The organism is Neisseria bergeri, assembly GCA_003044455.1.
Classification (GTDB): Bacteria; Pseudomonadota; Gammaproteobacteria; order Burkholderiales; family Neisseriaceae; genus Neisseria; species Neisseria bergeri.
Window position 1 is genome coordinate 1 of record POWY01000003.1, and the last position, 21,915, is coordinate 21,915.

Annotated in this window: 29 protein-coding genes, 1 tRNA gene and 2 pseudogenes; 19 read left to right on the plus strand and 13 right to left on the minus strand. The window is 49.6% G+C overall.

The features are described from left to right. From DBY86_RS04235 to DBY86_RS04290, 12 genes and pseudogenes are all read left to right on the plus strand, one after another. Positions 1 to 827 (plus strand): MafB family polymorphic toxin (locus tag DBY86_RS04235; protein ID WP_159068547.1); only part of this gene is annotated, 827 nt, incomplete at its 5' end. After that, entirely contained in the window at positions 815 to 1,045 is a 231-nt protein-coding gene (locus DBY86_RS04240) for a hypothetical protein (RefSeq protein WP_002259487.1), read from the plus strand. The genes DBY86_RS04235 and DBY86_RS04240, both read left to right, overlap by 13 nt. 144 nt (positions 1,046 to 1,189) lie before the next feature. Next, on the plus strand, positions 1,190 to 1,867 hold the full coding sequence (locus DBY86_RS14100; RefSeq protein WP_107819046.1) for a polymorphic toxin-type HINT domain-containing protein: 678 nt from the start codon (positions 1,190 to 1,192) through the stop codon (positions 1,865 to 1,867). A gap of 5 nt (positions 1,868 to 1,872) precedes the next feature. After that, entirely contained in the window at positions 1,873 to 2,271 is a 399-nt protein-coding gene (locus tag DBY86_RS04250; RefSeq protein WP_107819047.1) for an immunity 41 family protein, read from the plus strand. A 30-nt stretch (positions 2,272 to 2,301) separates the two neighbouring features. Further along, on the plus strand, positions 2,302 to 2,679 hold the full coding sequence (locus tag DBY86_RS04255; RefSeq protein WP_107819048.1) for an immunity 41 family protein: 378 nt from the start codon (positions 2,302 to 2,304) through the stop codon (positions 2,677 to 2,679). Positions 2,680 to 2,714: 35 nt separating this feature from the next. Then, a pseudogene (locus tag DBY86_RS13630) lies at positions 2,715 to 2,990 on the plus strand (polymorphic toxin-type HINT domain-containing protein); the annotation flags it as partial. A 190-nt stretch (positions 2,991 to 3,180) separates the two neighbouring features. After that, complete coding sequence (locus DBY86_RS04265) at positions 3,181 to 3,636, plus strand: hypothetical protein (RefSeq protein ID WP_013448463.1); 456 nt, start codon at positions 3,181 to 3,183, stop codon at positions 3,634 to 3,636. 68 nt (positions 3,637 to 3,704) lie between these two features. After that, positions 3,705 to 4,082 carry an immunity 41 family protein gene (locus DBY86_RS04275; RefSeq protein ID WP_002224313.1) on the plus strand — a complete coding sequence of 126 codons (378 nt, stop codon included), beginning with the start codon at positions 3,705 to 3,707 and terminating at the stop codon, positions 4,080 to 4,082. Between the two features lie 141 nt (positions 4,083 to 4,223). Beyond that, a pseudogene (locus tag DBY86_RS04280) lies at positions 4,224 to 4,718 on the plus strand (hypothetical protein). A gap of 117 nt (positions 4,719 to 4,835) precedes the next feature. Next, the gene (locus DBY86_RS04285) at positions 4,836 to 5,966 is read left to right on the plus strand and encodes a hypothetical protein (RefSeq protein WP_107819049.1); all 1,131 of its coding nucleotides are present in this window, start codon (positions 4,836 to 4,838) and stop codon (positions 5,964 to 5,966) included. Between the two features lie 10 nt (positions 5,967 to 5,976). Next, positions 5,977 to 6,120 carry a hypothetical protein gene (locus tag DBY86_RS12900; protein WP_159068548.1) on the plus strand — a complete coding sequence of 48 codons (144 nt, stop codon included), beginning with the start codon at positions 5,977 to 5,979 and terminating at the stop codon, positions 6,118 to 6,120. A gap of 71 nt (positions 6,121 to 6,191) precedes the next feature. Beyond that, a complete protein-coding gene (locus DBY86_RS04290; RefSeq protein WP_070843107.1) occupies positions 6,192 to 6,647 on the plus strand; it encodes a hypothetical protein in 456 nt (151 codons plus the stop codon). 459 nt (positions 6,648 to 7,106) lie between these two features. On the opposite strand, the gene DBY86_RS04300 is transcribed toward DBY86_RS04290, so the two are convergent. The 4 genes from DBY86_RS04300 to DBY86_RS04320 form a co-directional block, all read right to left on the minus strand. Further along, complete coding sequence (locus DBY86_RS04300; protein WP_107819050.1) at positions 7,107 to 7,382, minus strand: GIY-YIG nuclease family protein; 276 nt, start codon at positions 7,380 to 7,382, stop codon at positions 7,107 to 7,109. Next, complete coding sequence (locus DBY86_RS04305) at positions 7,379 to 8,662, minus strand: MFS transporter (protein WP_107819200.1); 1,284 nt, start codon at positions 8,660 to 8,662, stop codon at positions 7,379 to 7,381. Before DBY86_RS04305 ends, DBY86_RS04300 begins: the two co-directional genes overlap by 4 nt. Positions 8,663 to 8,814: 152 nt before the next feature. After that, positions 8,815 to 10,233, minus strand: a complete 1,419-nt coding sequence (gene glnA, locus DBY86_RS04310) for a type I glutamate--ammonia ligase (protein ID WP_101122889.1) — start codon at positions 10,231 to 10,233, stop codon at positions 8,815 to 8,817. Positions 10,234 to 10,506: 273 nt separating this feature from the next. Continuing rightward, positions 10,507 to 10,893, minus strand: coding sequence for a surface-adhesin E family protein (locus DBY86_RS04320; RefSeq protein ID WP_096109202.1), 387 nt, complete (start codon positions 10,891 to 10,893; stop codon positions 10,507 to 10,509). A gap of 175 nt (positions 10,894 to 11,068) precedes the next feature. Here DBY86_RS04320 and aroE point away from each other — a divergent pair, with 175 nt between their 5' ends. Both aroE and mtgA read left to right on the plus strand, forming a co-directional pair. Next, positions 11,069 to 11,878, plus strand: coding sequence for a shikimate dehydrogenase (aroE, locus tag DBY86_RS04330; protein ID WP_107819052.1), 810 nt, complete (start codon positions 11,069 to 11,071; stop codon positions 11,876 to 11,878). A gap of 1 nt (position 11,879) precedes the next feature. Continuing rightward, a complete protein-coding gene (mtgA, locus tag DBY86_RS04335; RefSeq protein WP_107819053.1) occupies positions 11,880 to 12,581 on the plus strand; it encodes a monofunctional biosynthetic peptidoglycan transglycosylase in 702 nt (233 codons plus the stop codon). A gap of 200 nt (positions 12,582 to 12,781) precedes the next feature. On the opposite strand, the gene DBY86_RS04340 is transcribed toward mtgA, so the two are convergent. From DBY86_RS04340 to DBY86_RS04365, 6 genes are all read right to left on the minus strand, one after another. Then, positions 12,782 to 12,857: transfer RNA gene (locus DBY86_RS04340), tRNA-Phe, on the minus strand. Between the two features lie 192 nt (positions 12,858 to 13,049). Next, on the minus strand, positions 13,050 to 13,784 hold the full coding sequence (gene lptB, locus DBY86_RS04345) for an LPS export ABC transporter ATP-binding protein (RefSeq protein WP_107819202.1): 735 nt from the start codon (positions 13,782 to 13,784) through the stop codon (positions 13,050 to 13,052). A 73-nt stretch (positions 13,785 to 13,857) separates the two neighbouring features. Beyond that, positions 13,858 to 14,388, minus strand: a complete 531-nt coding sequence (lptA, locus tag DBY86_RS04350; protein ID WP_107819054.1) for a lipopolysaccharide transport periplasmic protein LptA — start codon at positions 14,386 to 14,388, stop codon at positions 13,858 to 13,860. Further along, positions 14,369 to 14,950, minus strand: coding sequence for an LPS export ABC transporter periplasmic protein LptC (gene lptC / locus DBY86_RS04355; protein WP_107819055.1), 582 nt, complete (start codon positions 14,948 to 14,950; stop codon positions 14,369 to 14,371). The genes lptA and lptC overlap by 20 nt, the downstream gene beginning before the upstream one ends. Next, positions 14,947 to 15,483 carry a KdsC family phosphatase gene (locus DBY86_RS04360; protein ID WP_003676541.1) on the minus strand — a complete coding sequence of 179 codons (537 nt, stop codon included), beginning with the start codon at positions 15,481 to 15,483 and terminating at the stop codon, positions 14,947 to 14,949. The genes lptC and DBY86_RS04360 overlap by 4 nt, the downstream gene beginning before the upstream one ends. Positions 15,484 to 15,547: 64 nt before the next feature. After that, positions 15,548 to 16,522 (minus strand): KpsF/GutQ family sugar-phosphate isomerase, encoded by a 975-nt coding sequence (locus DBY86_RS04365; protein WP_107819056.1) that lies wholly within the window; start codon positions 16,520 to 16,522, stop codon positions 15,548 to 15,550. A gap of 96 nt (positions 16,523 to 16,618) precedes the next feature. On the opposite strand from DBY86_RS04365, the gene tal reads away from it, so the two are divergent. From tal to gluQRS, 5 genes are all read left to right on the plus strand, one after another. Beyond that, on the plus strand, positions 16,619 to 17,674 hold the full coding sequence (gene tal / locus DBY86_RS04370) for a transaldolase (protein ID WP_107819057.1): 1,056 nt from the start codon (positions 16,619 to 16,621) through the stop codon (positions 17,672 to 17,674). 11 nt (positions 17,675 to 17,685) lie between these two features. Further along, on the plus strand, positions 17,686 to 17,820 hold the full coding sequence (locus tag DBY86_RS13920) for a hypothetical protein (protein ID WP_300905295.1): 135 nt from the start codon (positions 17,686 to 17,688) through the stop codon (positions 17,818 to 17,820). 97 nt (positions 17,821 to 17,917) lie between these two features. Then, on the plus strand, positions 17,918 to 18,277 hold the full coding sequence (locus DBY86_RS04375; RefSeq protein WP_002221979.1) for an immunity 8 family protein: 360 nt from the start codon (positions 17,918 to 17,920) through the stop codon (positions 18,275 to 18,277). 4 nt (positions 18,278 to 18,281) lie between these two features. Then, positions 18,282 to 18,548 carry a hypothetical protein gene (locus DBY86_RS04380; protein WP_234402970.1) on the plus strand — a complete coding sequence of 89 codons (267 nt, stop codon included), beginning with the start codon at positions 18,282 to 18,284 and terminating at the stop codon, positions 18,546 to 18,548. 16 nt (positions 18,549 to 18,564) lie between these two features. Then, a complete protein-coding gene (gluQRS, locus tag DBY86_RS04385; RefSeq protein WP_107819059.1) occupies positions 18,565 to 19,452 on the plus strand; it encodes a tRNA glutamyl-Q(34) synthetase GluQRS in 888 nt (295 codons plus the stop codon). A 69-nt stretch (positions 19,453 to 19,521) separates the two neighbouring features. On the opposite strand, the gene dusA is transcribed toward gluQRS, so the two are convergent. From dusA to DBY86_RS04400, 3 genes are all read right to left on the minus strand, one after another. After that, positions 19,522 to 20,532: a tRNA dihydrouridine(20/20a) synthase DusA gene (dusA, locus tag DBY86_RS04390; protein WP_107819060.1), complete on the minus strand. Its 1,011-nt coding sequence runs from the start codon at positions 20,530 to 20,532 to the stop codon at positions 19,522 to 19,524. Between the two features lie 30 nt (positions 20,533 to 20,562). Further along, positions 20,563 to 21,054, minus strand: coding sequence for a D-aminoacyl-tRNA deacylase (gene dtd, locus DBY86_RS04395; RefSeq protein ID WP_002224881.1), 492 nt, complete (start codon positions 21,052 to 21,054; stop codon positions 20,563 to 20,565). Between the two features lie 73 nt (positions 21,055 to 21,127). Continuing rightward, positions 21,128 to 21,886, minus strand: coding sequence for a peptidyl-prolyl cis-trans isomerase (locus DBY86_RS04400; protein WP_002231706.1), 759 nt, complete (start codon positions 21,884 to 21,886; stop codon positions 21,128 to 21,130). Positions 21,887 to 21,915: the final 29 nt, after the last annotated feature.

Here is a 21,915-nt window from a genome sequence, read left to right on the forward strand (position 1 = left end):
AAGGCAGCGACTATCCCGACCCCACGGGCGCAAGGGACGAATACACCTATCACGTCAATGGCACAGCCCGCAGCATCAAACTCAATCCGACCGACACCCGCAGCATCCGGCAACGCATATCCGACAATTACAGCAACCTCGGCAGCAATTTCTCCGACCGCGCCGATGAAGCCAACAGAAAAATGTTCGAGCACAATGCCAAGCTCGACCGCTGGGGCAACAGCATGGAGTTTGTCAACGGCATCGCCGCCGGAGCACTCAACCCCTTTATCAGCGCGGGCGAAGCCGTTGACCAGTGGATGCAGGAAAACCCCAATGCCGCCGAAACCGTCGAAGCCCTGGTCAACGTCCTGCCGTTTGCCAAAGTCAAAAACCTGACAAAGGCGGCAAAAGCAGCCAAAGCCGCGAAGTTGGCAAAGGCGGCAAAACCGGGGAAGGCTGCGGTTAGCGGGGATTTCTCAGCCGCCACACAAGCCAAATACAAGCAATATGGGGATGCGCATTCTGCCAATGCCCAATCGGCATTAGCTAAGAAATTGTCAGGTTTGGAAGGTGCTCAAAATAGTGCATCTAGGACAAAAACTTTACCTGATGGGAGAATCAGGTATTATGAAGCTGAGCGATTTGCTAGAACCGAGGGAAAAACGAGGGGTAATAGCTTTGTTACAGAATATAATCCTAAAACAGGCAGTACCCGACAATGGATGGAAAGTTATGATCATAGCGGGAACGTAACTATGGTTCATCCTAAATCAATTAACGGACAAAGTGTAACCTCTCAGCATTATCCACCAACAAAACAGGAATTAGATTCGTGGAAAAAATAACTCAACAATACGCATATTCTGAACTACTCAGATTGTTCAATCAAAACGCTTCGGATGAAAAAATTGCGAATCTTGCTTTTGATTTTCTGTATGCTTGGTCAAAAGATAATTCTCCAGAATCGCGTAATATAATATATGATTTAGCACTTATCGGTGAACCGGGTATGGAACTGACCCGTAATGACATAAAAGAATTGATTGACAGTTTAGTTGAATAAGCATAGGTTGGGCTGAAAATCCCACAATCAAAAGGTCGTCTGAAACTGCTTTTAATTTCCAGACGACCTTTCCTTCATTTGAAACAGGATATTGAGAACTAAGTTCTTCAAAAATCCTACACCTGCTCCTTCCACGGCAGCACCTTGGTCAAAACGGCAGACGGCTACAAAGCCATCGCACATATCCAAACTGGAGAGTACGTCTTTGCCAAAGATGAAACCAGTGGAAAAACAGGATACAAACCCGTTACCGCCCGATACGGCAATCCGTATCAAGAAACCGTTTACATTGAAATTTCAGACGGCATCGGTAACAGCCAAACCCTGATTTCCAACCGCATCCACCCGTTTTATTCGGACGGCAAATGGATTAAGGCGGAAGACTTAAAGGCGGGAAGCAGGCTGTATTCCGAAAGCGGCAAAACCCAAACCGTCCGCAACATCGTTGTCAAACCAAAACCGCTCAAAGCCTACAATCTGACCGTTGCCGACTGGCATACTTACTTCGTCAAGGGCAATCAGGCGGAAACGGAAGGGGTTTGGGTTCATAATGCGTGTCCGCCAAGAAAAACACCATCTACCCCCGTATATGGGAATGATTCAGAAGCATATGCAGCAGCAAAGAAATTGGGATATAGAAAAATAAAAGAAAGAACGAGAAATGATGCTGCTATTTTTAAAAAAGGAAAGAGTTATATATCACGCGATGTAGATTCACATAATGGAGGGGCTTGGAAAGAAGCATCTTCACCCGAAAAACTGAACAGAAAAGAAACAAGAAACGGTACATTTGATGAAAACCTCAATCGTATTGGAGATTAATTATTATGTGCGAGTTCAAGGATTTTAGAAGAAACATCCCTTGTTTTAAGGAGTATGACGAAAATTCATTTATTGGCAAATGGTATGATGACGGGGTGTGGGATGATGAAGAATATTGGAAATTGGAGAATGCTTTAATCGAGGTTAGGAGAAAATATCCTTATCCGATGGATATACCAAGGGATATCGTGATTGGAATCGGTACCATTATTGATTTTTTAATGGTTCAAAATTGGAAACGTTTTGGAATTAAAGCTTCCCCTTGGTTGCCTAAAAGTGTCAAAATTGATGAGCGTTATGAAAGGTTCAGAGTAATGCTCCGTTATATTTTTACTGATTTAGATGTAGAGGACTGGAAATTTTTTTACTTTCCAATACAACATAGTAAAGGTAGATTGAGATGAAAAGTTTAATTATATTGGAGATACATTATTATGTGTGAATTCAAGGATATTATAAGAAACGTTCCTTATTTTGAGGGGTATGACGAAAATTCATTTATTGGCAAATGGTATGATGACGGGGTGTGGGATGATGAAGAATATTGGAAGTTGGAGAATGATTTAATTGAGGTTAGAAAAAAATATCCTTATCCGATGGACATACCAAGATATGTTGTCATTGGAATCGGTACCATTATTGATTTCTTAATGGTTCCAAATTGGGAGCTTTTCGAAATTAAAGCTTCCCCTTGGCTACCTGATAGCGTGGGAATTAACGAACGTTATGAAAGGCTTAAAACAATGCTCCGTTATATCTTCACCGAGATAGACATAGTCAACGTGCGATTTGATTATTACAACAAAAAATAGCAAAACCCGGCAATCAAAATGCCGTCTGAAGCGGTATTCGGCTTTCAGACGGCATCGGCAACAGCCAAACCCTGATTTCCAACCTCATCCATCCGTTTTATTCGGACGGCAAATGGGTTAAAGCGGAAGATTTGAAAGCGGGAAGCAGGCTGTATTCCGAAAGCGGCAGAACCCAAACCGTCCGCAACATCATTGTCAAACCAAAACCACTCAAAGCCTACAATCTGACCGTTGCCGACTGGCATACTTACTTCGTCAAGGGCAATCAGGCGGAAACGGAAGGGGTTTGGGTTCATAATGCGTGTCCGCCTAAAAGAACAGGAAGCTCCAAGAATGAAAAACATGGAGATGGCGGTCGAAGTCAAATATCAGCGGAATCAAGAATTGCTGAATTAAAAAATAAAATTATTCCCGGAATGTCCAAAAATGAACGCTTAAAGATTAAGCAAAAAATCAGAAATATTGCAAAAAATGCCAATCGAAAAGCAAAAGGAGAAGAGCATGGTCGACGCGGTCGTTAAAACTCCCGAATTTTTACCTTTTACTTCTGTAGGAATATTCCGTTTTGGTGCGGATATAACAGAGTACAAAAACATACTGGAAACTTTTATGTATGAACCTCCTGATGAGTTTAGAACAGAATATTATGAATCTCCCGACTCAAATTTACTCATTTCCGTCGAAAAAAACAAAATTATTTCTATATTTTGTTATCAGGAGCTATATTTTATGGGCGTTAATATAATAGGTCTGAATTTTGAAGATTTTAAACAGCTTTTCCATCACCCTAAATCATACGGTGTTGATAAATATTATTTATCAAATGAATCTTATCCGACATATGTCTATGAGTTTGATGAAATAGGAGTACAAGCATGGGAAGCAAAAGGGAAAATTGTTACTATCATTGCCGGGGGCAAAGACAATTATTCGACAGAACCTTACTACGATGAATAACATTACAGAAAAGAAACAAGAAACGGTACATTTGATAAAAACCTAAATCGTATTGGAGATTAATTATGATGTGTGAGTTCAAGGATTTTAGAAGAAACATCCCTTGTTTTGAAGAGTATGACGAAAATTCATTTATTGGCAAATGGTATGATGACGGGGTGTGGGATGATGAAGAATATTGGAAATTGGAGAATGCTTTAATCGAGGTTAGGAGAAAATATCCTTATCCGATGGATATACCAAGGGATATCGTGATTGGAATCGGTACCATTATTGAGTTTTTAATGGTTCCAAATTGGAAACTTTTTACAATTAAATCTTCCCCTTGGTTACCTAAAAGTGTCAAAATTGATGAGCGTTATGAAAGGTTCAGAGTAATGCTCCGTTATATTTTTACCGAGATAGACATAGTCAACGTGCGATTTGATTATTACAACAAAAAATAGCAAACCCCGGCAATCAAAATGCCGTCTGAAGCGGTATTCGGCTTTCAGACGGCATTTTCTCCGATTGGTACAGGATGCCGGGGCTTGCCGGCTTGATTTTGCCGAAGTTGTTGGCAAACAATTTGGAGGGGGCGGCAACCTATGGAAAATAGATTTGAAAAAATCGTTAAGGATATTTTTAGTTTTGCCCAATTTGTTTCCGAAGCAGAAAATAAAATTCCTAACCAATCCTCCCATTATTACGACTGTTGGTGGAAATTGGAAATCTTGAATGCTTCCGTATTGGAAGATTGGGAAATATCGGGAAAGCCTGAAAAATGGGAAAAATGGACAGAAAAATATCAGACCGAAGCGTTATAGTCAGTCAAGCATCTATTTGCCGAAGAAGTTCCTGAAAATAATATAGTTTGCGATATTTCTCATTTTTTGCATTTTGCCGATCGGGCAGAAGCCGACATTCCCAATCAATCACGTTTATATGCCGAATATTGGTGGGAAATGGAAACGTTCAAAATGTCGGTTTTAGAAGATTGGGAACGCTCGGGAAAACCGTTAGATTGGGAAAAATGGCAAAGGCAATATCAATCCGAAGCATTTGAATTAGTCAAAAATTTGAATCGAAGCAAACAAGGGTAACAAGCCGCAGCCTGCATAGTTTTTTAAAGTACGGCAGCAACCGTAGATTAGATTAAAAATCAAACAATCAAAGCCCGCCTGATATAATCGATATATCCTGTTAAACGGAAAATAAATATGTTTAAAAAATTCAAACCGGTATTGTTGTCATTTTTTGCACTTGTATTTGCCTTTTGGCTGGGAACGGGTATTGCCTATGAGATTAATCCGCATTGGTTTTTGAGCGATACGGCAACTGAAGTACCTGAAAATCCGAATACTTTTGTGGCGAAACTTGCCCGCCTGTTCCGAAATGCCGACAGGGCGGTTGTCATCGTGAAAGAATCGATGAGGACGGAGGAAAGCCTTGCCGAAACTGTGGATGACGGTCCGTTGCAGTCGGAGAAGGATTATCTCGCGCTCGCTATCCGACTCAGTCGTTTGAAAGAAAAGGTGAAATGGTTTCACGTAACGGAGCAGGAACATGGGAAAGAGGTTTGGCTGAATTACCATATCGGTGAGGGCGGTTTGGTTGCGGTTTCGCTTTCGCAACGCTCGCCGGAAGCGTTTGTTAATGCCGAATATCTGTATCGAAACGATCGTCCGTTTTCTGTAAATGTGTACGGCGGAACGGCTCACGGGGAAAATTATGAAACGACAGGAGAATATCGGGTTGTTTGGCAACCGGACGGTTCGGTATTTGATGCGGCGGGGTACGGGAAAATCGGGGAAGATGTTTATGAGCATTGTCTCGGGTGTTATCAGATGGCCCAGATATATTTGGCGAAATACCGGGATGTCGCGAATGACGAGCAGAAGGTTTGGGACTTCCGCGAAGAGAGCAACCGGATTGCGTCGGACTCGCGCGATTCTGTGTTTTATCAGAATATGCGGGAATTGATGCCCCGGTGGATGAAGGCGAACAGTCTTGTGGTCGGCTATGATGCGGACGGTCTGCCGCAAAAAGTCTATTGGAGTTTCGACAATGGAAAAAAACGCCAGAGTTTCGAATATTATTTGAAAAACGGAAATCTTTTTATTGCACAATCTTCGACGGTAGCATTGAAAGCGGATGGCGTAACGGCGGATATACAGACCTATCATGCGCAACAGACGTGGTATTTGGATGGCGGGCGGATTATCCGCGAAGAGAAACAGGGAGACAAACTGCCTGATTTTCCTTTGAACTTGGAAAATTTGGAAAAAGAGGTGAGCCGTTATGCAGAGGCTGCGGCGAGACGTTCGGGCGGCAGGCGCGGCCTTTCTTAACTGAACGCAAATGCCGTCTGAAACCGGTTTTCAGACGGCATTTTTTCAGACGGCATTGGAGAGTCAGACGCTTTTTGCAATGCCGTATATGCCGAATCCGATTCGCTACAAATTGAAAACCACAATCCAAAAAACGGAAATACACATTAAATAACTTAAATATTAATTTAAAAGGCAAGCCAACAGAGTTAAAATTTAAATTCCCTGCTAGATAAGGATGTTTTAATGAATTTAGAGACAGCAGAAAATATTCAATGCGAATTTGAGTATTTAGCATTAGATGGTTATTTTCCAATGCATTTTGCATCGCATGGTCAAGGAAACAAAGATTGGCAATTTGCAGTTGAATTCATATATAGATTATTAATATGTCAATTAGCAACTCTTGAACCTATCAACTTTGAAACGAAAAATGATATTTTAGACTTTTGCCATAATTTAGCAAAACAAAGTCCTTTTAATAATGATAATGAGGTGTGGTATCAGGGGGAAATTGTATTAACAAAAAAAGGGATAGATTTAATAAAGGAATATATTCCAGAGGCGTTTGAAGAGTGGAATGGAAAGAAATTTGAATTAAACATTCCTTTCATTAAAACATTAAAAAATATATTTGTTAATTATGAGGTAGCATGGGATGAGAATAATCCACTATTTCCCATTATATCTTTTAAATATTGAATAAGCGGCATATAGGACAAAAAAGGGGCTAGAAACCCCTGCAAGCCTTATCCTGCAAGACTTTAAGTGGAGTCGAAAGTTTTGAACACAAAAAATTCCCTTTTTGCTGCCCAATAAAACAAACAAATAAGTTGACATATTGTGCGATATCGAGGGCTGTACCATATTTTCCCATCGGGTCTTCCCCGTTCTTTATATGAGCGGCAGGCATCCTCATAAAAGAAGGGATACCGATAAGGAAAAATACCCCGGCATAAAAAATATACTGATTGATTAATACAAATCCAACAAACAGTTCATCGTCTTCTTTTCTGTTGACGTATAAAAAATACCGATATATGCCTTCACTTTCATAGGGCGACGCTTTATGTGCCGTCCTGTGCGTTGAAACATCGGTTTTCCTTGCAGCCTGCCCCGCTTTTCCCTGATTGCTGCCAACTGCCGTCCAAACCTGAACCGTCAGGTTTCAGACGGCATTTTTTCTGCCTGTTCCCACAATTGCCGTTTTTGTGCGGCGGTCAGTTTTTTGACAGCGATTTCCTGTTTGAGCGCAGTGCCTTTATCCATCCCGCCTGCAACGATACGCATCGCTACCGGTTTGAATACGCGGGTATATTTCGCGCCTTTACCGGCTGTGTGGGCGGCAAGCCGCTGTTGCGGATTCTTGCTGATGCCGCAATAGAACGCGCTGTTTTCACACAATATCAGGTAAACGCTCCAGTTTGACGCGTTCATCCGCCTGTATCCTGAGTTTTTTCCCCGTTCCAAGGCGAAACTTTCAGCAGCAGCAGCATACCCGGCAGGGCAAGTATGAAACACAGCTGGAAAAACGGTACATACCCGAGCCATTCAATCAGATAACCGGCAAAGGAATTGATGACCGTACGGGGAACAGCGGACAGGCTGGTAAACAGTGCGAGCTGCGTTGCGGTAAATGCGGGATTGGTCTCGCGCGCCATATACGATACGAACGCCGCCGTCCCCAAACCCACGCCGACTGCCTCTGCGCCGATAACTGCCGCCAGCATCAGCCTCTCGCTCGTACCGACCGTGTCGAAATGCCCAAACCCTGCCAGCCATACAAACCCCAAAACGGTTACAGCCTGCACCGCGCCGAATAGCCACAAGGCTTTGTTTACGCCGATTTTCAGCATCCACACGCCGCCCAAGATACCTGCCGCCACTGCCGGCCACAGTCCTGCATTTTTCGCAATCAAACCGATGTCGGTCTTGCTGAAACCCATATCCAGATAAAACGGCGTTGCCAACGCGGTTGCCATACTGTCGCCGAGTTTGTAGAGGAAGATAAACAGCAGCACGCATATCGCCGAAGCGATGCCCTTGCGCGTAAAAAATTCTTTAAACGGCTCTACCACGGTCTGCTTCAACGTTTTAGGAACGGAAGGCGGCAACACGGGTTCGCGCGCGAGAAACAGCGTCATCAGAAGGCCGGGCAGCATAAATAATGAAGTGATAACAAATACTTCTGACCACGGCATCCTGTCTGCCAACACCAGACTGAGCGAACCCGGAACCAAAGCGGCAACCCGGTAGGCGTTCACGTGAACCGAGTTGCCCAAACCCAATTCTTCGTCCGACAAAATCTCGCGCCTGAACGCATCCAATACAATGTCCTGACTGGCGGCAAAAAACGCGACAAGCACCGACAAACCGGCAATCAGCGGCAGATGATTACGGGGGTTTAAAAAGGCATATGCCGCCAAAGCCGCCAGCAACCCTGCCTGCGTCAGCAGCATCCACCCGCGCCGCCGTCCCAAAACGGGCAGCCTGACCGCGTCCATCAGCGGCGACCACAAAAATTTCCAAGTAAACGGCAGTCCGATTAACGCCATCAGCCCGATGCTCTTCAAATCCACCTGCTCGCTGCGTAACCACGCCGGAATCAGGTTAATCAGAAAATACAGCGGCAATCCCGAGGCAAACCCCGTAAAAATACAGACGAGCATATTGCGGGAAAAGATTTGCCCGATAAAACCTGATTTCGATGCAGTCATCGTTCGTGCAGCCAAGAAATAAAAACCTATTGTAGCAAATATCGCCCGCCTGCTGAAAAACGCCGCCCCGCGCCGCCGGTTTGCCGTTCCAATGCAAAATGCCGTCTGAAACTGCGTTCAGACGGCATTGCTTTTCTGAAAACCCGACGTGCTTACAGGCTGTAATACATTTCAAATTCCAGCGGATGCGGTGCCATGCGGATGCGGCGGACATCTTCCTCTTTAAAGGCGATGTAGCTGTCGATCCAGTCTTTGCTGAACACGCCGCCACGCAGCAGGAATTCGTGGTCGGCCTTGAGGGCGGCGAGTGCTTCTTCCAAAGAAGCGCAGACGGTCGGGACGAGCGCGTCTTCTTCCGGCGGCAGGTCGTACAGGTTTTTATCGGCAGGGTCGCCCGGATGGATTTTGTTTTGAATACCGTCCAAACCCGCCATCAGCAGGGCGGCAAATGCCAAATACGGGTTGGCGGTCGGATCGGGGAAACGCGCTTCGATGCGGCGCGCCTTGCTGCTGTTCACAGACGGAATGCGGATGGAAGCGGAACGGTTTTTGGCGGAATAAGCCAGTTTGGTCGGCGCTTCAAAGTGCGGCACAAGGCGTTTGTAGGAGTTGGTGGACGGATTGGTAATCGCGTTCAGGGCTTTGGCGTGTTTGATGATGCCGCCGATGTAGTAGAGCGCGGTGTCGCTCAAACCGGCATAGCCGTCGCCTGCGAACAGGTTTTGACCGTCTTTCCAGATGGATTGGTGGACGTGCATACCGCTGCCGTTGTCGCCCATAATCGGTTTGGGCATAAAGGTGGCGGTTTTGCCGAAGTTGTGGGCAACGTTTTGGATAACGTATTTCATATCTTGGGTTTGGTCGGCGCGTTTGACCAAAGTAGCAAAGCGCGTGCCGATTTCCATTTGGCTGCCGGTGCCGACTTCGCTGTGGTGCACTTCCACTTCAATACCGAGTTCTTCCAAAATGTTCACCATCGCCGAACGCAAATCCTGACCGCAGTCAATCGGCGCAACAGGCGCGTAACCGCCTTTGACGGCGGGGCGGTGGCCGGTGTTTTGACCGTCCATATGCAGACCGCTTGCCCACGCGCCGCTTTCGGACGTGATTTCATAACGGGTTTTGTGCATATCGGTTTCAAATTCCACGCCGTCAAAAACGAAGAATTCAGGCTCGGGACCGAAGTATGCGGTGTCGCCGATACCGGAAGATTTCAAATAAGCTTCGGCGCGGCGTGCGATGGAGCGCGGGTCACGGTCGTAACCCTGACCGTCGGCGGGATCGATAACGTCGCAGGTAATGACGACGGTAACATCATCATAAAAAGGATCGACAAACGCCGTGGCGGGATCGGGGCGAAGCTGCATATCGGAAGCCTGAATGCCTTTCCAGCCGCCGATAGACGAACCGTCAAACGCCTGACCGTTTTCAAACCACTCTTCGGGGTCTTCCAACACGATGCGCGCAGGCACGGTAAAGTGGTGCTGCTTGCCTTTGGTATCGGTAAAGCGCAAATCGACAAAGCGGGCTTCGCTTTCTTCAATCAATTTTACGGCGTTTTTAATAGACATTTTTCAGCTCCTGGAAAAGGGAAATAGCAAAATATGCGGAACGCGGCGGCTTGACGCAAAGTCGGCACGATTCTACCACGTCCATGCCGTCTGAAACTGGCCCTGCGTCAAATTCCAAGCTGGAAAATATAGTTTCAGACGGCAAGATTGTCAACAATATGCTTCGGTTTGTCTGTTCCAAAGCGGAATGCCCGCCCTTTTGTCCGAATGCCGACAAAACAGATGCCGTCTGAAAGCAGTTCAGACGGCATCTGTTGTTTGGTTTGAAAACGGTCAACGGGGATAGCGGTTGCAGACAAATTCGTACATACGCTCTCCAAGCGTACCGGGAATAACATAATTCCATTCGGCATAGGATCGTGTATTAGAGCCGATAGGGTTTCCCGATTTGGAATACCACGTTATCGTCAAAATCCTCCGACGTTTACCACTGCAATCCATTTCTTGCAATGCTCTCACTGTATTAAAAAATTTTCCATTGCCAATCTTTTGCGGCTTGGCGAACCTTGTTTCAAACCATGCTCTGTTGTCCGTACGGCTGTCTGCATCACCAAACGTGGTATTATTGTCACTGTCAATACCTAACCACACCCAATCCGCCGCCACCGCCGGCGTTGCCAACCCTAATGCAAATACTGCCAAGCACAACATCTTTTTCATGTCCGACCCTTTCGTCCTTGTCAACAAAATAAAGTTAAATTGTAAAAAAAAAAAAACGACTTTTTTCAAGAAAAAAAACATTCCGTCATGCTACCTGACAACCGTTTCAGACGGCATCGTTTCCATCTGTACGCCGCCGTTATAAAATAGCCTCCTCGTCTTTTGGAACACGACCATGACCGCCCTCCCCCGCTACGCCGTTTTCGGCAACCCCGTCGCCCACAGCAAATCGCCGCAAATCCATCGGCAGTTTGCCCTTCAGGAAGGCGTTGAAATCGAATACGGACGCATTTGCGCCGACATCGGCGGTTTCGCGCAGGCGGTTGAAGCGTTTTTTGCCGACGGCGGCTGCGGGGCAAACGTTACCGTACCGTTCAAACAGGAAGCGTTTCATCTGGCGGACGAGCATTCCGAACGCGCATTGGCGGCAGGCGCGGTCAACACGCTGATTTTGCTGAAAAACGGAAAACTGCGCGGCGACAACACCGACGGTATCGGTTTGGCCAACGACATCACGCAGGTCAAAAATATTGCCATCGAGGGCAAAACCATTTTGCTTTTGGGCGCAGGCGGCGCGGTACGCGGCGTGATTCCGGTTTTGAAAGAACACCGCCCTGCCCGTATCGTCATTGCCAACCGTACCCATGCCAAAGCCGAGGAATTGGCGCAGCTTTTCGGCATTGAAGCCGTCCCGATGGCGGATTTGAACGGCGGTTTCGATATCATCATCAACGGCACGTCCGGCGGCTTGAGCGGTCAGCTTCCGGCCGTCAGCCCTGAAATTTTCCGCGACTGCCGCCTTGCCTACGATATGGTTTACGGCGAAGCGGCGCTGGCGTTTTTGAACTTTGCCCAAAGCAACGGCGCAGCCGAAGTTTCAGACGGCCTGGGCATGCTGGTCGGTCAGGCTGCCGCTTCCTACTCCCTCTGGCGCGGATTTACGCCCGATATCCGCCCCATCATCGAATACATGAAAGCCATGTAATATGTTCCGTATCGTCAAATGGCTGATTGCCCTGCCCGTCGGCATCTTTATCTTTTTCAATGCCTATGTGTACGGCAACATCATCACCTACCGCGCCGTCGCGCCCCATCGGACTGCCTTTATGTCGATGCGGATGAAGCAGTTCGAACAAGAAGGGCGCGATGTCGCACTGGATTACCGCTGGGTGCCTTACAACCGCATTTCGGTCAACCTGAAAAAAGCCCTGATTGCTTCCGAAGATGCCCATTTTGCCGGACACGGCGGCTTCGATTGGGGCGGCATTCAAAACGCCATCAGGCGCAACCGGAACAGCAGCGAAGTGAAGGCGGGCGGATCGACCATCAGCCAGCAGCTTGCCAAAAACCTGTTTTTAAACGAAAGCCGCAGCTATATCCGCAAAGGCGAAGAAGCGGCGATTACCGCGATGATGGAAGCCGTTACCGACAAAGACAGGATTTTTGAGCTGTATTTAAACTCAATCGAATGGCACTACGGCGTTTTCGGCGCGGAAGCCGCATCCCGGTATTTTTATAAGATACCCGCCGCCAAGCTGACCAAACAGCAGGCGGCAAAACTGACGGCGCGCGTCCCTGCCCCGCTCTACTACGCCGACCATCCGAAAAGCAAACGGCTGCGCAACAAAACCAATATTGTGCTCAAACGCATGGGTTCGGCAGAATTACCTGAAGACGACACGGACTGAGTGCCGCCGCAATATAAAATGCCGTCTGAAATATCATTCAGACGGCATATGCTTTCTGCCTTTACCCTCTTCTCCAAAACGCAACGGGGCGGTTATTATCGCTTTTGTCCTTCTACATAACGGTCAGACACAAAACGTGTCCAACACGGACAACTTCCCAAAAACGGCAGGCAAAAAAATAACCGCTTAAACGCGGTTTTTGGTGGCCAGAGGCGGAATCGAACCGCCGACACACGGATTTTCAATCCGTTGCTCTACCAACTGAGCTATCTGGCCTTTAATCTGTCTCGTTAAGAGATGCGTATTAAACCAAATTTCGGGAAAACACGCAAGCGGATTTGTCGATATTTTTTACCCAACCGACTAAGTCGATGTTTTAAGTTTAAATTAATTTCACAGAAAAATGGTGCAAATCGGTTTTTTTGCCGTTTGTTCGGCGATGTTCTGCTTTTCAGACGGCAAAACGCTTCAATATTTGAAGTTCTCGCCCAAATAGACGGCGCGGACTTTTTCATTGCCGACCAAGTCGTCGGGCTTGCCGGATGCCAGCACCGCACCGTCCGAAATAATGTAGGCGCGGTCGCAAATGCTGAGGGTTTCGCGGACGTTGTGGTCGGTAATCAGTACGCCGATGCCGCGCGATTTGAGGAAACCGATGATTTTCTGGATGTCGATGACGGCAATCGGATCGACACCTGCAAAGGGTTCGTCCAAAAGGATGAAGCGTGGTTTCATGGCGAGGACACGGGCGATTTCGACGCGCCGCCGTTCGCCGCCGGACAGCGACGGTGCGGGGCTGCGACGCAGGTGTCCGATATTGAGGTCGGCGAGCAGTTTTTCGATTTCGCTGTCGATTTGATTTTTATCTTTGGTTCTGATTTCCAAGATGGCGCGGATATTCTGTTCAACTGTCATTTTGCGGAATATCGAGGCTTCCTGCGGCAGGTAGCCGACACCGAGGCGGGCGCGTTCGTGTATGGGCAGGTGGCGCAATTCCTGCCCGTCCAGCATCACGCTGCCCGCATCGGCGGCAATGAGTCCGACAATCATGTAGAAACTGGTGGTTTTACCAGCGCCGTTGGGCCCGAGCAGGCCGACGACTTCCCCGCTTTCGATTTCGAGGGAGAAGCTTTTAACGACTTGGCGTTTTTTGAAACTTTTTTGCAGGTTTTGAACAACAAGGCGGCTGACGTTTGCGCTCATAAATATCTCTTCAATATCTTCGGTCGGCATATGCCGTCCGAACCGGGTTTATGTTTCAGACGGCATTTTGGGATTATTCGGATTTTTGCGTACTCGAAGGCTGGATGATGACGCTGACCCTGCCGGATTTGGAAGCGGATTTTGCGCCGGATTTTGTGCTGCCGCTGATGGTATAGACTTCGGTTTTAGTGTTGTATGTAATCACCGCGCCTTCGGCAAGGTCGCCGCCGCGCTGCACTTTGGCATTGCCGGTCAGAACGACGGTGCTGCCTGCGGAGGAATAGGTAACGTTGTTTGCCTGCCCGCGCACCGTGCCTTTGCCGCCGTCCAACGTTTGACTGAAGCGGACGGGCGAACCGTCGGCCTTCATAAACTGTTCGCCTTTGCCATTACGCGTTACGTTGACGCGGGCGGCGGCAATATTGAGCGTACCTTGCCTGATGACGACATTGCCGCTAAAGGTGGTGCTTTGGTTTGCCTGGTCTAGCGAACCTTGGTCGGCCTCAATCTGAATAGGCTGCCTGCTGTCGCTTTGAAGGGCAAAAGCGGGGGATGCCGAAAAAAATGCTATTAAAACAAAAATTTTACATATTTTTTGTATCATAAATCGTGGCTTTCACTTTAGATGAGAAGTTCAACAGGCCTGTTTTGTGGTCGTAAGTCATGCCGCCCGCCTGCCCGTGCGACGCGCCGTATTGAAAGCTGACGGGCGTGTCGGTTTGGGCATATTGCGATTCGGTATCAACATGAAGCTTGTCGGTTTTTACCGTACCCGCCTGCCGCCTGCCGTCGCCGGTTTTGTTCAGGACGACATGGTTTTTAAAGAGAACTTGTTTGGTTTCAGTATGGTAGACGGCTTCGTCGCTGCCAACTTCGTACAACAACCTACCTTCTTGGAAGAAGGAAAGGTGCGGCGACTCGAAATGTATATCGCTGCTTTCCGGAAACTGTTTCGCGCCCTTTGAGCTCAAATGTTCTTTCAAGTATCCCTGTTCGTCAAACCGCCTGCCGTCCAAGCCGTCCATTGTGTATTGAGGTTCGTCGGGATTGAGCCTGACTTCCTCGATTTCGACTTCGCTGATACGACCCAACCATGCCGACAGACCGCCCAAGGCAACCGCCAATATCAATGGGAACGCAATTCCGTACCGCCATCTTACTTTCATTTGATGTACTCGTTCAAAGCCGCGCCCAGCGTACCTTTCGCGCGCATAATCAGGTCGCACACTTCGCGCACTGCGCCCGCACCGCCGGGGCGTTTGGCAATATAGGCGGCGTGTTGCAGCGTAAACCAATGCGCGTCGGGGACGGCAACCGGCAATCCGCAGCGCACCATCACCGGTAAATCGACCACGTCGTCGCCGACAAAGGCACACTCGGCTTCTTCCACGCCTGCCTGCACGCGCAGCTCTTCATACGCGGCGCGTTTGTCCGAAATGCCTTTGAAGTAGTAATTTATGCCTAACTGTTTGACGCGGATGCCGACGGAGGGCGCGTCCCGACCTGTGATAATCGCAGTCTGCACGCCGCTTGCCTGAAGCATTTTCAGACCGTGTCCGTCCAGTGTGTGAAACGATTTGATTTCTTCGCCGTTATCGCGGATAAAGATGCGCCCGTCGGTCAAAACGCCGTCCACATCCAGGATCAGCAGTTTGATTTTGGCGGCGCGCGCCTGTAATTCGGGAGAAATTGCCTGCATGGGATTTCCTTGTTTTCAGACGGCATATCTTACCACAAATGCCGTCTGAAACGGCTGCAACGCCTTATACAATCCGTGCCGCCAGCAGGTCGTGCATATTCAGCGCACCTGTCAGCACGCCGTCTGCATCGGTAACCAGAAGCCCGTTCACATGGTTTGCCTGCATGACTTTCAGGGCTTCGGTGGCGAGGCGTTCGGCTGAGATGGTTTTAGGGTGTGTATGCATGACTTCGTCTATCGAAAGACCGATAAAATTGTCGCATTCTTGAAACAGGCGGCGCAAATCGCCGTCGGTGAATACGCCTTTCAGACGGCATTGCCCGTCCGTTACCGCCAACATGCCCAAACCTTTCTCGCTCATGCTGACGATGGCTTCTTTCAAGGGCGTGCCGAGTCGGACGGCAGGCAGGCCGCCGCCTTTGTGCATAATGTCGGCAACGCGTAAAAGCAGGCGTTTGCCGAGGCTGCCGGCAGGATGGCTCAAGGCGAAATCGTCGGGCGTGAACGCGCGTGCGCGCAGCAGGACGACCGCCAACGCATCGCCCAAAGCCATGACGGCGGTGGTGCTGGTGGTCGGGGCAAGCCCCAGCGGGCAGGCTTCTTTGGAAACCGACGCCGTGATGTGGATGTCGGCATGGCGCGCCATGGTTGAATCGGGGCGGGCAGTGATACAGACAAGGGTAATGTCTTTGCGTTTGAGTGCGGGGATGATGGCGGCGATTTCGTCGCTTTCGCCGGAATTGGAAATCGCGACGACGACGTCGTTGTCCACAATCATGCCCAAGTCGCCGTGTGCCGCTTCCGCAGGATGGACGAAAAACGCAGGCGTGCCAGTCGAAGCCATGGTTGCCGCCATTTTGCGCCCGATATGTCCCGACTTGCCCATGCCCGTGATAACAACCCTGCCCTTGCAGTGCAACAACGCGTCTGCCGCAAGGACGAAGTTTTCGTCCAATTCCGCTGCAATTTCGCGCAAGCCTTCCGCTTCGGTGTGCAACACTTCACGCGCCCAGTCGAGATATTTTCCGTTTTCTGCCATTGCAATCCGCCTTTGCTGTAACAAAACTACCAAAATTTTCCGAATCGGGGTAGCATAAGCCCTCAAACCCCGCCCATCCATCCAAAGGAATCAGAAATGACTATTTTATCGGACGTTAAAGCATTGGGACAACAAATCTGGCTGGACAACCTTTCACGCTCGCTGGTGCAAAGCGGCGGATTGGCAGAAATGCTGAAACAAGGCGTGTGCGGCGTAACTTCCAATCCCGCCATTTTCCAAAAAGCCTTCGCCGGCGACGCGCTTTACGCCGATGAAATCGCCGCCCTCAAGCAGCAAAACCTCAGCCCCAAACAACGTTACGAAACCATGGCGGTTGCCGATGTGCGTGCCGCCTGCGACGTTTGCCTTGCCGAACACGAATCCACCGGCGGCAAAACCGGCTTCGTCAGCCTCGAAGTTTCGCCCGAATTGTCCAAAGACGCGCAAGGCACGGTAGAAGAAGCGCGCCGCCTCTACGCCGCCATCGGGTGCAAAAACGCGATGATTAAAGTGCCTGCCACCGACGCAGGCATCGATGCGCTCGAAACCCTCGTTTCAGACGGCATCAGCGTGAACCTGACCCTGCTGTTCTCACGCACCCAAACCCTCAAAGCCTACGCCGCCTACGCGCGCGGCATTGCCAAACGCTTGGCAACCGGACAAAGCGTTGCCCATATCCACGTCGTCGCCAGCTTCTTCATCTCCCGTGTGGACGGCGCGCTGGACACAACACTGCCCGACCACCTCAAAGGCAAAATCGCCATCGCCCTTGCCAAAGCCGCCTATCAAGATTGGGAACAATATTTCACCGCCCCCGAATTTGCCGCACTGGAAGCCCAAGGCGCAAACCGCGTGCAGCTTTTATGGGCATCTACCGGCGTGAAAAACCCAGCCTATCCCGACACGCTCTACGTTGACAGCCTAATCGGCGCGCACACCGTCAACACCGTTCCCGATGCCACACTCAAAGCCTTTATCGACCACGGCACAGCCAAAGCCACGCTGACCGAAGGTGTAGAAGAAGCACAAGCGCAGCTTGCAGAAACCGCCGCGCTCGGCATCGATGTCGAAACCTTGGCGGCGCGTTTACAGGAAGACGGTTTAAAACAGTTTGAAGAAGCGTTTGAAAAACTGCTCGCGCCCTTGGCTTAGGCATTTCCCCGATGCCGTCTGAAAGGCTTTCAGACGGCATCGACCGTTTGACCGGACACAGTGCGGCATATCAAGGATTCGCCCTAAAAATATTAATCAACAAGAAGTTAATGCACGACATTATCCACCAACACAAAAGGAAATAGAATCATAGCAAAAGCACTCGAAATCATTTCACCCGATGAAATTTATTCAGATCTGATTTTTAAGGATCCGGTACCTCCCCATACTATTGAATATAAAATGATTAACCTAGAATTGAAAGCCATCAATCTTTACGATTGTGCCTTTGAAGATTTCGTTCCCGAAATCAAAGACAATTTTTGTGTGGGAATTGATTTAGACATAGGAACTGATGATAGTGATGCTGCAGATATATTTTCTGTTCGCATATGCTCTCCTAAATGGATTTTGCATAATTGTTTCCAAAATCAAAGGGTTAAATGGGGAGCGGGTATGATGATTATGAATGAATTTAATCATTCTGTTATTAAATCGGAAATTGAGAAAATTCTTAAAGAATGTTCAAAAGAAACTTGGGAAAAGTCATTGACTTATTTACTTCGTTTTTTTTCGTGGGAATTTGAAGATTATCAGTGCTAATTAAATCAAAAACAGCGAAACCAAAACTTTTTCGCTGTTTTATTTTTCCATAAACTTTTCAAAATATACAGAATTGACGAAACTGGTTAGTAGAAATGCAAGTAATGAGAGAATTGCAGATAGAGCCTTTGATTTTTTCTCGCCTGCTCTTATGGATGATTCAGCTACCGAAGAGCAATATAATGCCCTATATGATTTAACCTTGCTTGAAGAGCCCGGGATGGAACTGAATAAAGATGAGATAATGGCTTTGATTAATAGTCTTAAATAAAAGGGCTGTACCGGATATGTACACAGGACGTTTCGCCCCCAGCCCGACCGGGCTGCTCCACATCGGCTCGCTGCTGACCGCTGTCGCTTCCTATGCCGATGCACGCTCAAACGGCGGCAAATGGCTGGTCCGCATGGAAGACCTTGATCCGCCGCGCGAAATGCCGGGGGCGGCAAGCCATATCCTGCACACGCTTGAGGCATTCGGATTCGAGTGGGACGGAGAAGTCGCCTATCAGAGCCGCCGTTACGCCCTGTACGAAGAAACACTATGCCGTCTGAAAACCGCCGGACTGGTCTATCCCTGCCATTGCAGCCGCAAAGACTGGCAGACCGAGGCAAAGCGGGGCGCAGACGGGTTCGTCTATAACGGACGTTGCCGCCACCCCAACCAACGCCCTGCACTGCAAGGCAAACATCCGGCGTGGCGCATCCGCGTCCCCGACCGCGTTATCGGTTTTTCAGACGGCATCGTCGGCGGTTACGCCCAAAACCTCGCCCGCGACATCGGCGATTTCGTCCTGTTCCGTGCAGACGGTTACTGGGCATACCAGCTCGCCGTCGTTGCCGACGATGCCGAACAGGGTATTACCCACATCGTCCGCGGACAAGACCTGCTCGTTTCCACGCCGCGCCAAATCTATTTGCAGCAGTGTTTGGGCGTTCCGACACCGCAATATGCCCACCTGCCGCTGCTGACCAACGCACAAGGGCAGAAGTGGTCGAAACAGACGCTCGCCCCCGCATTGGATTTAAACCGCCGCGAACAACTCCTCCGCCAAGTGTTCCGTTACCTCAAGCTGCCCGAAGCACCGGAAACCGACCGCCCTGCCGAACTGCTCGACTGGGCGGTAGCGCACTGGGATATGGACAAAGTGCCGAAACACGCCGTTACCACCCCCTAAACACCGCCCGACAAACGCACAAATGCCGTCTGAAGCCTTCAGACGGCATTTCACACATACAGCCCCGCCCTATTCGCGCGTATTTGCCCGCTCAACCTCTTTCCACGCTTCGAGAATCAGGCTGCCGTCGTTGTCTTTCAAGAGCGTCGCGTCGGAAAGCATACGCCGCCAAGTCCGCGCACCTTTCAAACCGTGCATCAGCCCGAGGCTGTGGCGGACGATGTGGCGCAATATTGTGCCGCGTCCGCTTTGGATTTGGGCTTGGCTGTATGTGTAGAGACGTTGCACCAAATCGGCGTATTCGATCGGGCTGCGGGTGTCGCCGTAAAACAATCTGTCCCATTCGCGCATCACCATCGGGTTGTGGTACGCCTCGCGTCCGACCATTACGCCGTCAACGTGTTGCAGGTGTCCGGCGATTGCTTCGTTGGTGGTGATGCCGCCGTTGATGATGATTTCCAGCTCGGGAAACTCCTGCTTGAGGCGGTAAACGTAATCGTATTTCAACGGGGGAACGTCGCGGTTTTCTTTGGGGGAAAGACCGTCCAGCCAAGCGTTGCGGGCGTGGACGATGAAGGTTTTGCAGGCGGTTTTGTCGCGCAGCGTGCCGACGAAATCGGCAACGGTTTGATATTCGGTCTGCCTGTCCACACCGATGCGGTGTTTGACGGTAACGGGGATGCCGACCGCGTCCTGCATGGCGTTAAGGCAGTCGGCAACCAGCATGACTTCGTTCATCAGACACGCGCCGAACGAACCTTTCTGCACGCGCGGACTGGGGCAGCCGCAGTTGAGGTTGACCTCGTTGTAACCGTATGCCTCGGCGGCTTTGGCGGCTTTCGCCAAATCGGACGGGTCGCTGCCGCCCAGTTGCAGGGCGACGGGCAGCTCGCCTTCGTTGAACATCAAAAAGCGGTCTTTGTCGCCGTAAACAATCGCGCCGGCATTGACCATTTCGCTGTACAGCCAAGTATTTCGGGTAATCTGGCGGGCAAGGTAACGGTAGTGCCTGTCCGTCCAGTCGAGCATCGGGGCGACGGAAAGGCGGCGCGGGGGAAGGGTTTGCGTGTTGTCGTTCATTGTCGATATTTCACCATTGCGGATTCAATTTCAATCCGGAACAACCTTCATTTTTGGGGAAATCCGCGTCATGAAAGAGTCCAGCAGTATGGTTACCGGCCCGTCGTTACAGAGCGACACCTGCATATGCGTGCGGAAACGCCCTGTTTCGACATGAATCCCGTGTCCGCGCAACAGTTCCGCCGTTCGCAGGTAAAGCTGCTGCGCCTGTTCTGCAGGTGCGGCTTGGGAAAACGAAGGCCGCCGCCCGCTTGCCGCATCGGCATAAAGTGTAAACTGCGACACCAGCAGCACCGCGCCGCCGACATCTTTCAAAGACAGGTTCAACTTGCCCGCTTCGTCTTCAAACACGCGCAAATGGGCGATTTTGTCGGCGATATAGCGTGCATCTTTTTCTGTGTCGCTATGCGTTACACCGAGTAGCACGACGAATCCGCCGTCGATTTTGCCGCAGGTTTCCGTGCCGGCTTCGGACACGACATCCACCTTTGCACCTACCGTTTTCTGTATGACCGCACGCATAAGCCGTCCTCCTTACCTGAACGTGCAATGCCGTCTGAAAAGGCTTCAGACGGCATCGGTATCGGAAATGCCATTACGGTTTGACACCGTTTTCTTCCAAAAGGGCATCGATTTTCAAGCGGGCTTTTTCCTGTCTCAAACCCTGCTCCAATTGGTTTCTGACCAACTCGAAAGGTTGCGCGTCGGGGTTTTTCCCGACCTCGCTGAGTTTGAACAGATAATAGCGTTCGCCCAATTTGACCGGATTGCGGGTAACGTCGCCCCGATTCATCGCTGCAAACTGCGAAGCCAGCGGCTCGGGAAGCTGCTGCGCCATAATGAAACCGTCAAAAGCCTGCTCGTCGTTCGGATAACGCTTCATCAGCCCTTCAAAAGACAGCCCTTTGAGCAGGAGCTGCTGCGCCTGACGCGCCTCCTCTTCGGTTGCGAAGCTGACCTGCTGCAATTTGATCATGCGGATTTGCCGCTCATAAAACTGACGCAGTGCGCTTTCGGAAACCGTTTCCGAACGTTCCAGAAAACGGACGTACTCCTCGGCATAAAAAGACGCTTCGGCGATTTTAAAGCGGTTTTGGACATCCTTATCCTTATCCAAACCTTCCTTCAATGCCCTGTTTTTCAAAACTTCCAAAGTTTGCAGCCGGCGGACGGCATCGTTTCGGATTGCCTGCCCGTCCGGTTTTTGGGACTGCTCCGCATGCCGGTCTGCCTGCTGCATGATCTGCGCCACCAGCGTATCCACCAAAGCCGGGTCGATTTCGGGTGCTTTGGCTGCCGCAAAACCTGCCAACATTGCAGCAATAACTGCGGCAGCGGTTTTTTTCTGTTTCATGGTATTCCCTGTCCTGCGCGGCGGCAAAA

Bases quoted from the DNA above. Each gene is read 5' to 3' on its own strand.
- DBY86_RS04250 (WP_107819047.1), top strand. From the start codon at position 1,873: ATGTGCGAGTTCAAGGATTTTAGAAGAAACATCCCTTGTTTTAAGGAG.
- DBY86_RS04255 (WP_107819048.1), top strand. From the start codon at position 2,302: ATGTGTGAATTCAAGGATATTATAAGAAACGTTCCTTATTTTGAGGGG.
- DBY86_RS04265 (WP_013448463.1), top strand. From the start codon at position 3,181: ATGGTCGACGCGGTCGTTAAAACTCCCGAATTTTTACCTTTTACTTCT.
- DBY86_RS04275 (WP_002224313.1), top strand. From the start codon at position 3,705: ATGTGTGAGTTCAAGGATTTTAGAAGAAACATCCCTTGTTTTGAAGAG.
- DBY86_RS04285 (WP_107819049.1), top strand. From the start codon at position 4,836: ATGTTTAAAAAATTCAAACCGGTATTGTTGTCATTTTTTGCACTTGTA.
- DBY86_RS12900 (WP_159068548.1), top strand. From the start codon at position 5,977: ATGCCGTCTGAAACCGGTTTTCAGACGGCATTTTTTCAGACGGCATTG.
- DBY86_RS04290 (WP_070843107.1), top strand. From the start codon at position 6,192: ATGAATTTAGAGACAGCAGAAAATATTCAATGCGAATTTGAGTATTTA.
- DBY86_RS04300 (WP_107819050.1), bottom strand. From the start codon at position 7,382: ATGAACGCGTCAAACTGGAGCGTTTACCTGATATTGTGTGAAAACAGC.
- DBY86_RS04305 (WP_107819200.1), bottom strand. From the start codon at position 8,662: ATGACTGCATCGAAATCAGGTTTTATCGGGCAAATCTTTTCCCGCAAT.
- glnA (WP_101122889.1), bottom strand. From the start codon at position 10,233: ATGTCTATTAAAAACGCCGTAAAATTGATTGAAGAAAGCGAAGCCCGC.
- DBY86_RS04320 (WP_096109202.1), bottom strand. From the start codon at position 10,893: ATGAAAAAGATGTTGTGCTTGGCAGTATTTGCATTAGGGTTGGCAACG.
- aroE (WP_107819052.1), top strand. From the start codon at position 11,069: ATGACCGCCCTCCCCCGCTACGCCGTTTTCGGCAACCCCGTCGCCCAC.
- mtgA (WP_107819053.1), top strand. From the start codon at position 11,880: ATGTTCCGTATCGTCAAATGGCTGATTGCCCTGCCCGTCGGCATCTTT.
- lptB (WP_107819202.1), bottom strand. From the start codon at position 13,784: ATGAGCGCAAACGTCAGCCGCCTTGTTGTTCAAAACCTGCAAAAAAGT.
- lptA (WP_107819054.1), bottom strand. From the start codon at position 14,388: ATGATACAAAAAATATGTAAAATTTTTGTTTTAATAGCATTTTTTTCG.
- lptC (WP_107819055.1), bottom strand. From the start codon at position 14,950: ATGAAAGTAAGATGGCGGTACGGAATTGCGTTCCCATTGATATTGGCG.
- DBY86_RS04360 (WP_003676541.1), bottom strand. From the start codon at position 15,483: ATGCAGGCAATTTCTCCCGAATTACAGGCGCGCGCCGCCAAAATCAAA.
- DBY86_RS04365 (WP_107819056.1), bottom strand. From the start codon at position 16,522: ATGGCAGAAAACGGAAAATATCTCGACTGGGCGCGTGAAGTGTTGCAC.
- tal (WP_107819057.1), top strand. From the start codon at position 16,619: ATGACTATTTTATCGGACGTTAAAGCATTGGGACAACAAATCTGGCTG.
- DBY86_RS13920 (WP_300905295.1), top strand. From the start codon at position 17,686: ATGCCGTCTGAAAGGCTTTCAGACGGCATCGACCGTTTGACCGGACAC.
- DBY86_RS04375 (WP_002221979.1), top strand. From the start codon at position 17,918: ATGATTAACCTAGAATTGAAAGCCATCAATCTTTACGATTGTGCCTTT.
- gluQRS (WP_107819059.1), top strand. From the start codon at position 18,565: ATGTACACAGGACGTTTCGCCCCCAGCCCGACCGGGCTGCTCCACATC.
- dusA (WP_107819060.1), bottom strand. From the start codon at position 20,532: ATGAACGACAACACGCAAACCCTTCCCCCGCGCCGCCTTTCCGTCGCC.
- dtd (WP_002224881.1), bottom strand. From the start codon at position 21,054: ATGCGTGCGGTCATACAGAAAACGGTAGGTGCAAAGGTGGATGTCGTG.
- DBY86_RS04400 (WP_002231706.1), bottom strand. From the start codon at position 21,886: ATGAAACAGAAAAAAACCGCTGCCGCAGTTATTGCTGCAATGTTGGCA.